The organism is Exiguobacterium antarcticum DSM 14480, assembly GCF_000685865.1.
Classification (GTDB): domain Bacteria; phylum Bacillota; class Bacilli; order Exiguobacteriales; family Exiguobacteriaceae; genus Exiguobacterium_A; species Exiguobacterium_A antarcticum.
This window is the reverse complement of the sequence record NZ_JMKS01000004.1, coordinates 1-9873: the sequence shown is the minus strand read 5'-3', so window position 1 is coordinate 9873 and position 9873 is coordinate 1. Positions and strand designations below refer to the sequence as shown.

Annotated in this window: 9 protein-coding genes and 1 tRNA gene; 5 read left to right on the top strand and 5 right to left on the bottom strand. The window is 42.8% G+C overall.

Annotation, left to right across the window (positions count from 1 at the left end):
• The first annotated feature begins 41 nt into the window (after positions 1-41).
• Together P404_RS0110630 and P404_RS0110625 are read left to right on the top strand one after the other, a co-directional pair.
• Positions 42-884 carry a transporter substrate-binding domain-containing protein gene (locus tag P404_RS0110630; protein WP_014970546.1) on the top strand — a complete coding sequence of 281 codons (843 nt, stop codon included), beginning with the start codon at positions 42-44 and terminating at the stop codon, positions 882-884.
• A complete protein-coding gene (locus P404_RS0110625) occupies positions 881-1567 on the top strand; it encodes an amino acid ABC transporter permease (RefSeq protein WP_034774416.1) in 687 nt (228 codons plus the stop codon). Before P404_RS0110630 ends, P404_RS0110625 begins: the two co-directional genes overlap by 4 nt.
• 64 nt (positions 1568-1631) lie before the next feature.
• On the opposite strand, the gene P404_RS0110620 is transcribed toward P404_RS0110625, so the two are convergent.
• The gene (locus tag P404_RS0110620; RefSeq protein ID WP_026830742.1) at positions 1632-3470 is read right to left on the bottom strand and encodes a putative bifunctional diguanylate cyclase/phosphodiesterase; all 1839 of its coding nucleotides are present in this window, start codon (positions 3468-3470) and stop codon (positions 1632-1634) included.
• 149 nt (positions 3471-3619) lie between these two features.
• Between P404_RS0110620 and P404_RS0110615 the strand changes: the two genes are divergently transcribed.
• The gene (locus P404_RS0110615; RefSeq protein WP_026830741.1) at positions 3620-4249 is read left to right on the top strand and encodes an FMN-dependent NADH-azoreductase; all 630 of its coding nucleotides are present in this window, start codon (positions 3620-3622) and stop codon (positions 4247-4249) included.
• Here P404_RS0110615 and P404_RS18050 read toward each other — a convergent pair.
• The 4 genes from P404_RS18050 to P404_RS0110595 form a co-directional block, all read right to left on the bottom strand.
• Positions 4246-5100: a helix-turn-helix domain-containing protein gene (locus P404_RS18050; RefSeq protein WP_269077484.1), complete on the bottom strand. Its 855-nt coding sequence runs from the start codon at positions 5098-5100 to the stop codon at positions 4246-4248. The genes P404_RS0110615 and P404_RS18050 overlap by 4 nt on opposite strands.
• Positions 5101-5174: 74 nt before the next feature.
• Positions 5175-6053, bottom strand: a complete 879-nt coding sequence (locus tag P404_RS0110605) for a helix-turn-helix domain-containing protein (RefSeq protein WP_026830740.1) — start codon at positions 6051-6053, stop codon at positions 5175-5177.
• A 93-nt stretch (positions 6054-6146) separates the two neighbouring features.
• Positions 6147-6217: transfer RNA gene (locus P404_RS0110600), tRNA-Thr, on the bottom strand.
• 108 nt (positions 6218-6325) lie between these two features.
• Positions 6326-6523, bottom strand: a complete 198-nt coding sequence (locus tag P404_RS0110595) for a hypothetical protein (RefSeq protein ID WP_026830739.1) — start codon at positions 6521-6523, stop codon at positions 6326-6328.
• Between the two features lie 150 nt (positions 6524-6673).
• Here P404_RS0110595 and P404_RS0110590 point away from each other — a divergent pair, with 150 nt between their 5' ends.
• Positions 6674-7852 carry a MalY/PatB family protein gene (locus P404_RS0110590; protein WP_026830738.1) on the top strand — a complete coding sequence of 393 codons (1179 nt, stop codon included), beginning with the start codon at positions 6674-6676 and terminating at the stop codon, positions 7850-7852.
• 349 nt (positions 7853-8201) lie between these two features.
• Positions 8202-9674, top strand: a complete 1473-nt coding sequence (gene putP, locus P404_RS0110585; RefSeq protein WP_014970554.1) for a sodium/proline symporter PutP — start codon at positions 8202-8204, stop codon at positions 9672-9674.
• Positions 9675-9873 lie beyond the last annotated feature (199 nt).

The window sequence follows — 9873 nt, the reverse complement described above, 5'->3', positions numbered from 1 at the left end:
GAAAATTACCCAGGTACGTAGGAAAAGGAGAATTCAATACGATGAAAAACTCTGTAAAGTGGATAGGGCTCTTGATTGCAGGAACTACCCTGTCCCTTAGTGCATGTGGTCAGGAAGAAAAACAAATGACCGCATACGATAAAATTCAGAAAGACGGGACGTTAACGGTCGCAACGGCCGGAACGCTTTATCCGACCTCTTTTCATGAAGAAAAAAATAACAATCTGACAGGATTTGACGTCGAGGTCGTCAAGGAAGTCGCGAAACGACTTGATTTAAAAGTGAAATTCAAGGAAATGTCATTTGACGGGATGTTGACGAGCGTCAATACAGGGCAAGTCGACCTGGCAGCAAACGATATTACGATCACGGAAGAACGAAAAGGAAAGTTCGCTTTCTCTAAACCGTATAAATATACGTACGGAACGGCAATCGTTCGTAAAAGTGATTTGTCAGGCATTAAGTCACTTGAAGATTTAAAAGGAAAAAAAGCGGCTGGTGAAGCGACGACCACTTATATGCAGGTCGCTAAACAATACGGGGCAAAAGAAGTCACATATGATAACGCAACGAACGATCAATATTTACGGGACGTCTCGAACGGTCGGACGGATGTCATCTTAAACGATTATTATCTGCAAAGCCTGGCCATCGACTTCTTTAAAGACTTTGATATTACGATTCACCCTGACATCGCCTATAATCCAAGTCAAGTTGGTCTCATCATGGACTTAGACAATAAAGAATTACAATCGAACATCAACGCACAGATTGACGAGATGAAAAAGGATGGGACACTTGCCAAACTGTCGAAAACGTTTTATGCCAATAAAGACGTCTCGAAAATGCCTGATATCAAGTCGACGCTCGTCGACGTGAAATGAACGCCTTGCCCGATATTGATTGGCAATCCGTTTTCAACCCTGATCTTGCAATCGAGGCATTCCCTTATATTTTAGGCGGATTAGGGCATACGCTCTGGATCTCACTTCTGAGCATGCTGATTGGACTGGGTCTTGGATTGTTGCTGGCGTTAGCACGCCTCTCTCGATCGCGTCTCTTGCGCATAACGGCGACTCTCTACATTTCTTTTATGCGAGGCGTGCCCATTTTGGTCATACTCTTTATGCTTTATTTTGGTTTGCCCGTCATCAATATCCAGTTAGATGCAATCACTGCTGCGATTGCTGGATTTAGTTTGAACAGTGCCGCTTATATGGCCGAAATCATCCGCTCGTCCATCTTGTCGATTGACCGGGGACAACAGGAAGCCGCTGAATCGTTAGGTCTGTCACGCTACAGGATTCTTGCAGGCATCATCTTGCCTCAGGCCGTTCGTTTAGCGATTCCTCCGTTATCGAATGTCCTTCTTGATTTAGTCAAAGCCTCTTCGCTTGCTGCGATGATTACCGTTCCTGAGATTTTTCAGCGGGCTAAAATCGTTGGCGGTCGTGAGTTTGATTATATGACGGTTTATTTCGTGATCGCCTTTATCTATTGGGGGATTTGCGCCATCATCGCCACTGTCCAAGAAGTACTTGAACGTCATTTTGCACGTTATGTGTAATCAAAAAAAGCTCACTTGCCTTTCCGCGTCGCATGACGTGTAGGAAAGACGAGTGAGCTTTTTCTTATTGTGCTTCTTGATCCAAAAAAGATTCGACATAAATCGCTTCCAATGGCTTGTGGAACAGGTAGCCTTGTAACGTATGACATCCGAGTCGTTTTAACAACTCGGCTTCTTCAGTCACTTCTATTCCTTCTGCGACAATCGACATATCCAGTCTTTTTCCTAACTGAATGATCATCTCAACAATCGCCCGTTTCTCTTCTGAATCAATCGCCGCTTCGACGATTTCTTTTGGAATCTTTAGTTGATCAAACGGCAGTTCAACAAGTGTCTGCATCGAAGAAAACCCTGTTCCAAAATCATCAAGTGCAATCCGAATCCCGTGGAGATGAAGTTCATTCAGCGTATCAATGATTTGCGCCGTACCTTCCACGAAGATATGTTCCGTCATTTCGATTTCCAATAAGTAAGGTGGAAATCCCGTCACGTTCAACATATCGAGTACGTTTTTTGTAAAATCCGGTTGACGCAACTGCCACGGCGAGACATTCACGGCAATCGTAATCGGGGTCCTTCCTTGTTCAAGCCACATCTTCCCTTGTAGGCAAGCCTTTCGCATGACCCACCCACCAAGTGTCTCGATGAACCGCGTCCGTTCTGCTAAGGGAATGAACTCGAGGGGAGAAATGAGCCCATACGTCGGGTGATTCCAACGAACCAACGCTTCTGCTCCTGTTATGCGATGACTCGACGCATCGACTTGTGGTTGAAATAAAATAAAAAAATCACGATCGAGGTCTGCATCGTATAAATCCCGTGTCAGTTGCAAGGCTCGTTTTCGTTCATTTTGTGTTGCTTGATCGGTAATCGCAAATGTATTTTTCCGGTTTGATTTCGCTGTGAACAAAGCGATTTCCGCATCGTTGATGACATGATCAATCGATGCCCCGTTTACGAAGGCAACCCCGATGCTTGCCGTCATATTAATTTGCTTGAAATCAATTTGGACACGTTCCGCGATACTCGATAAAATCGCATCACACAATACTTGCACCGGTTGATTCGGTCTGGCGTGCAAAAGAAATGCACTTCCACTTGCTTTAGCGACGAGACAATCTGAAAAACGTGTCATCAGTCTTTTCCCGATGATATGCAAGGCACGATCCCCCGTTTGATAACCAAACGCATCGTTGATCGTCTTAAAATCATCCAGGTCAATCAAGCAGATAATATCGCCCATCGTTGCTTGTTTTTCCGTTTCAATGACAAAAAAAGACCGATTCGCCAGTTCTGTAATCGGATCGATAAACGCTTGTTCTTTCAGGCGGGACAAATAATCGATATTCCGTTCTAAACGGGTGACATATTGGTTATGAATCAACAAGCTGATCAACGTCGCAATCAGAACTAGACCGATTCGGGCGATATGATCGGACGCATTGTATACAGCGACGCCAGCCGGCGATTCAAACCAGACATACACTAAAGAAACGATGCTTATACCTGCTACATACAACAACATCGTCCGGCTGATGACGACGAGGGAGGTCAGTAAAAATAATAACGAGGCCGCCCACACCGTCTGTGCTCCACTATCAAGAAAGGGATGGTTGATGAATGGAATCAACAAAAATACACTGGACATGACATGGGGTTTCCACTTTTCAGTTAAATTGCTTCTTCCAATCATCCATTGACAAAAACCGACGAGAACAATCAGGCCCGCACGCCATACATCGATCCGTTCCAACCCTGATTCACCCATCGCACTAGAGAAAACATATAAAATCGCCCCACAACCGGTCAATACAAAGATGATCATTCCGAATAAGCGGTAATTCGCTTTCACTTCACGGTGATAGTCAAGACTCGCTGATGAAGGTCGATACGACACCTTCATAACATCCCCTCGTTTCGGTTTCTTGTCCTGTCTTTTTCCTTTTTGAGATGGAATTAAAACCTATATTCTCCATCCTTTTGGTTTCTCGTGTGACGTCTAAGTCCACCTTGATTGGGGTAATTGACTAATATAGAAAGGAGCGATCCGTTATGAGTCGCCTATTATTCATCGAAGCTAATGATAGCACCCACCAGTCGAAAGGAATCAGTTCAGAAATGAATGAGACGTTTCTATCGAGTTACCGGACACATCATCCGGAAGATGACATCATTGTCTTAAATTTATTTGAAGAACGATTGCCATTTTTTGATTTAAAACTCGCCATGTCGGCCGCAAAACTGTTTCGCGGGGAGTCGCTTGATACTGACGAAAGTGTGCCGGTCGAAAAGCTACAGGAGTATCTGACAGGATTTCTCGAAGCAGATAAAATCGTTTTTTCATTCCCGATGTGGAACTTAACCGTACCCGCTCCGTTGCATAACTATATGGATTATCTGGCACAAGCAGGTCAAACCTTTCGATATACACCGGATGGTTCGGTCGGACTCGTCAAAGGAAAACAAGTTTTGTTGCTCCACTCGAGAGGCGGCGACTACTCGACGCCCGACAAGGCGGATACCGATCATGCAGTCCGCTACATGATTGATATTCTCCGTTTTTTCGGAATCGAGGACGTCGAAACCATCATCCTCGAAGGGCACCAACAATATCTGGACCAAGCGGAACACCTCATCAAAAAAGCCCTCTCCGCGTGTGAGAAGGCCGGTCAGCAATTTTAAAACGTAAATAGTAGAAATCGTTCTTTCCCTTCGAGAACGATTTCTTCGTATGTGTTTAAATGAAATGCCCGAAACAAGGCATACGAGATCGTATAATCACGTCGAGTCGACGGGGTGTCTACCCCCATCACTTCATGATAATACCCACGTTGGTAGTAAAAATGAGCAATAAAAGAGGCATCATTCAACGACAAACTGTATTTCAGCCCTTTTTCGGTAATTTTCAAACCAGCATCATATTTTTTTTCATATGTTAACAGCTGAGAATGGTTATAATAAATCTTGATTAATTGTTTTTTCAGCTCTTCTGTATCATAGGGTAACTGCTCCAGTTCTTCGTACACTTTCTCTGCAAGATGATATTGTTCATTTTCTGTATGTAAATTTGAAATTGCCATTTTAATACGAATATACATCTTCGGTGACTCATACCAGATATCTTCTTGATCCGTTAACCGTGATAATAAAACAGAAGCTGTACGATAATCGATTTTATCTGTCTTCACGTCCAGTAAAATACTGAAATAGGCCTTTAATAGAAAAATCTCATGGTGATGCGCACTATTGGTATAAGCTATTTCTTTGCGCATCTCTTTGTATTTTCGCTCGCGAAATAAACTCGATAAATGATTATCCGTCTCTCGAAACGCATCGCTTTCTAATTGATCCCGAAATAGCAAGGACAGCGGTACCCGCAGACGTTTTGCAATTTGTTGCAGTAGATCGATGGTTGGAGAATTACGACCATTTTCAATTTTACTAATTTCAGCTTGACTGCATATTCCTTCACACAATTCTTTTTGCGTCATTTTTTTTTGTTTCCGGATTCGCTTGATTTCGTTCCCAATCATATGTGGTAGTGACGTCATCATATTTTTTTACCTTCCTGTATCCACTGACTAATGTTAATCATGCACTGTAGTATTTAACCCAAAGTAAAGTAAAGACTATCTCGTAAGTGATCTTCTAATATTTTGGCATAGGAATTGTTTTCAGTCGCCAGAAAAATTCCGTAAGCAATCGTATACGCGTCTTGAATCGATGTGTGCGAACTTGATAACTGTTCGAACGCATAACCACGCTGGTAATAAAAATGACCTAAGTAACTGATATCATTTAACTGATTACTTTCTTTAATCGCTTCTTCTGTATTGATGAGGATTAATGAATATTTTTTTAGTTTAATCAAGTTCCTGATGTAGTTATATAAGATTTTCAACTTTATTTTTTTATACGTAGTAGTACTATAATCATGTCGCAAAATAGTCGTATAAATTGTATCAGAGTGCTGGTATTCCTTATGATTAGTGTACAAGACAGCAATCGCCATCTGAATTCTGACGTATAATAAAAATGATTCTTCCATTAGTTGTTTTTCCATCGTCATGTTAAGTAATTGTGAGATACAAGTTCGATAATCAATATTCCTCATTGCTTCTTCACTGATCAACCGATAGTAATGTAATAAGATGATTACGTCTTCATTAGTTATTTCGTTTAAGTATCTATCAATCCGTTTTTTCATTTCACTATACTTAGTCGCGCGCATCAGTTGCGTCATTTCAAGATCTATCGTTCGAAATGTTTGCTTTTCGTTTTCATTAATAAAAAATTCTGAAACGGGTACCTGCAACCGATTCGCGATTTTTTGCAACAAATCAACGGTAGGCGAATTGTGTCCATTCTCAATTTTACTGATCTCAGCTTGGCTGCAAATACCTTGGCACAGTTCAGATTGAGTCCAATTTCGTTCTTGCCGAATCCGCTTGATTTCGTTCCCAATCAAAATGTTTAGTTCATTCATGGACGTCTCCTTCAAGTTCGATTCCTGATTCAAACTAAAACAGGTCTTCCGCGCAAGTAATTGACTTGTGACGGAAGACCTGTTTATTTTTGATGCTTCCGGCGAGAATCGAACTCGCACTGCAGCATTACCATTGCTGAGGTCTGCCATTAACCTACGGAAGCCTATTTTTTCTAATATTAGTATAACGTAAGCCTGACATCATTTCAACATTTTTGAAAGAATAGAAAAAGCAGCTACTCTCACTGGATCGAGATAGCTACTTTTGTTCATTAAAGGACTTTTTTTGTTAATGAGTTATCAAAGACAATCAACACGGAATAATGTTCATCCGCTTTCGATGCAACGAATGTCGAGAATTTGAGTGTGATGATTGAATTTGAACCGACACCATTTTCTTCAAAGAAATGATTCAACCGTTCTTCGAGCTCTTCTGGTGATCGACCAACTAACACTTTAGAATGTAACATGAAATCCACCCCGTCCTTTTTTTTGTGTACGATATTGAGTTTTCCCAACGTCCCTCCGTTTAAAACCTTTATTTTTCGAACTTGCCGAAATGAAGCCCGTTCGGTACTGTGAAGACAGTAGCAATTCTATTTTGAAAGGAATGAAGACAGATGCAAGAATACTCCTTTGATGAAGTGTTGGAAAAAAGAAAAACCGGATCTGCGAAATGGGATGGGTTGGAACAATTATTCGGGTCCGATCAATTGATTCCGATGTGGGTCGCCGACATGGACGTCCGCCCCGCAGACAGTATTACAAAAGCACTGACAAAACGGGCAGCAAGTGGTCATTTCGGCTACTCGCTCTTCGAAGAGGATGCAAAACGTGCGATTTCGCATTGGTTTAAAAAACGATATGATCAACCGGTTGACCTGGAAACGATTCTTTATTCCAGCGGTGTCGTCCCCGCCCTGGCGCATAGCGTGTTGGCTTTAACAGAAAAAGGGGATGAAATCATCATCCAAACCCCTGTCTATCCTCCATTCCATCATGTGATCGAGTCAAATGAACGACAATTGATTGAAAATCCTCTTCTTTTTACGAAGGGGCGTTATGAAATCGACTTCTCATTGCTTGAGCAACAGATGAAGACGGCACGGATGATCATTTTATGTAATCCTCATAATCCGACAGGACGTGTCTTCAGTCAGTCCGAGCTTCAGCGTCTAGTAGATTTGGCTAAACAATACGACTTGTATATCGTATCGGATGAGATTCATGCCGACTTGATTTTTTCGAGTTCACGCCACTATCCGATCATCGGGTTTGATTACGATAAGGTGATTTTAGTAAGTGCCCCGTCTAAAACATTTAACATTCCTGGTCTATATGCCTCTTATCTCATTGTACCGGAAGCTGAAACCCGACTGAAAATCGAAGCGGTCCAGCAAGCCCATTTCGTTCATCCGAATGCCATGGCTTCAACTGCCATCATCGCCGCCTATACTGATCCTCAAAGTGAACAGTGGCTAGACAACTTACTGTATTATTTAGAAGCTAATCGAAATCACGCCGTGCAACGCATTCAGACAGAGATGCCTCGCTTGACTGTGGTGTCACCTGATGCGACGTTTTTACTCTGGATCGATTGCCAAGCACTCCCGTTTGACGATACGATACGTGCCACTTGGTTAGTCGAGGAGGCCGGTTTGGCATTGACACATGGTCGTCCCTTTGGCACAAATGCCCTTGCATTTGAACGATTGAACTTTGGTTGCCCACGAAGCCAGCTAGATGAAGCCTTGGATCGTCTCTACTCTGCTTATCAAAAACTGAATTTCATGGATTGAGTTTTCTTCTTCCTAGTCACACCACACGCGTTGATGAGCCCCTGTCAACACGTGTGGTGTTTTTTAGAAAGCAAAATAAGTTTATTATATCTAGTTATTCCGTATAGAAAAAGGCATTTCCTTTACATTTCAATCACTTTTCCATGACGGAATTCAGAAAAATAGAACTTTTCAAGCTACAAAAAGTTTCACAACCCCTTGATAGTTAAGGCTTGAAGCCATTTTTAATGACTGTGTGAAGACTTGCGTTACTGTTTCATCCCCTGTAAGGTGGGGAACAAATCGATTGTGCTTATTTGACAAGACAGTTAACCAGCGCAAAAAAAACGTTATTGGAGGCTTTATTGTTATGACGCAAGAATGGATTTCAATTAGTTTGTACTTAGTCATGATGCTTGCCATCGGCTACATTGCGTACAAGCGAACGACAAACACAGAAGATTATATGTTAGGTGGTCGTGATTTAGGACCTGGTGTCACGGCTCTATCAGCCGGAGCATCCGATATGAGTGGCTGGATGTTGATGGGATTACCTGGTGCCATGTATGCGACGGGGGTATCCGCCTTGTGGCTCGCATTAGGATTATTGATCGGGTGTTACGTCAACTACTTGATTCTTGCTCCACGCTTTCGCCTGTATACGGAGATGGCGAATGACTCGATTACGATTCCTGACTTTTTAGAAAATCGTTTCAAAGATACTTCGCGTATCCTGCGTACAGTTTCAGCCGTTATCATCATCGTCTTCTTTACGTTCTACACATCAGCGGGTATCGTATCCGGTGGTAAGTTATTCGAAAGTTCGTTTGGCTTTGATTATCATTATGGTATGCTCTTGACGATTGCGGTCGTCGTCGCCTATACACTATTTGGCGGTTTCCTCGCAGTCAGTTGGACCGATTTCGTCCAGGGTTGTATCATGTTCATCGCGCTTGTCCTCGTCCCGATCGTCGCGTTAACAGACGTTGGTGGAATTGATGGGGCATATCGTTATGCTGAAAACTTAGATCCAACGTTATTTGATCCGTTCAAAGGAACAACACTCCTTGGTATCATCGGATTTCTTGCTTGGGGACTGGGCTACTTTGGACAACCGCATATCATCGTCCGTTTTATGGCGATCCGCTCAGTAAAAGATTTGAAAAAAGCACGCCGTATCGGAATCGGCTGGATGTTCATTTCGATCCTTGGTGCGATGATGACAGGACTTGTCGGGATTGCCTATTTTGAAGGACAAGGAAATGGGCTTGGCGACCCAGAAACCGTCTTTATCCGTTTCTCTGACGTCTTGTTCCACCCCTATATCACAGGATTCTTGATGGCAGCCATCTTAGCCGCAATCATGTCGACGATTTCGTCTCAACTCCTTGTGACATCAAGTGCATTGACGGAAGATTTTTATAAAACGTTCTTGAACAAAAAAGCATCAGATAAACAATTGGTCTTAACAGGTCGAATTGCAGTCCTAGTGATTGCCGTAATCGGTTCCGTTTTAGCTTGGAATCCCTCTGCAACCATCTTATCACTCGTTGGATACGCTTGGGCCGGATTTGGTTCCGCGTTTGGTCCAATCATCTTGCTTTCCCTTTACTGGAAACGGATGACGAAACAAGGTGCCCTAGCCGGTATGCTATCTGGTGCGATCACTGTCATTCTTTGGGTCCAGCTTGGCCTCAGTACGACGCTCTACGAAATGGTCCCAGGATTCTTTACAAGCTTGATCTTTACGGTTGTCGTCAGCCTGTTGACGAAACAGCCTGTCGAGTCGGTTCAGGACAAGTTTGACGATATGGAAGAAGAATTAAAAGAAGCTGTTGAATGACCAAAATGCCTCTTCGCAAGTTGCGAAGAGGCATTTTTTGTATGCGTCACAGTTCCAAGACGCCATAATGCAGTTTCGAAGATTTACGTTTCGTCCGTGCGAAACCAAATCGGTCAAACAAGTCGCTTTCGAAATGAGCTTTTAAGACGATTCGTTGCCGAGCAACCCGTTTCGCTTCAATCAACACTTCTTCCGTCAA

Coding starts and splice junctions, on each gene's coding strand:
- P404_RS0110630 (WP_014970546.1), top strand. CDS start 42: ATGAAAAACTCTGTAAAGTGGATAGGGCTCTTGATTGCAGGAACTACC.
- P404_RS0110625 (WP_034774416.1), top strand. CDS start 881: ATGAACGCCTTGCCCGATATTGATTGGCAATCCGTTTTCAACCCTGAT.
- P404_RS0110620 (WP_026830742.1), bottom strand. CDS start 3,470: ATGAAGGTGTCGTATCGACCTTCATCAGCGAGTCTTGACTATCACCGT.
- P404_RS0110615 (WP_026830741.1), top strand. CDS start 3,620: ATGAGTCGCCTATTATTCATCGAAGCTAATGATAGCACCCACCAGTCG.
- P404_RS18050 (WP_269077484.1), bottom strand. CDS start 5,100: ATGATTGGGAACGAAATCAAGCGAATCCGGAAACAAAAAAAAATGACG.
- P404_RS0110605 (WP_026830740.1), bottom strand. CDS start 6,053: ATGAATGAACTAAACATTTTGATTGGGAACGAAATCAAGCGGATTCGG.
- P404_RS0110595 (WP_026830739.1), bottom strand. CDS start 6,523: ATGTTACATTCTAAAGTGTTAGTTGGTCGATCACCAGAAGAGCTCGAA.
- P404_RS0110590 (WP_026830738.1), top strand. CDS start 6,674: ATGCAAGAATACTCCTTTGATGAAGTGTTGGAAAAAAGAAAAACCGGA.
- putP (WP_014970554.1), top strand. CDS start 8,202: ATGACGCAAGAATGGATTTCAATTAGTTTGTACTTAGTCATGATGCTT.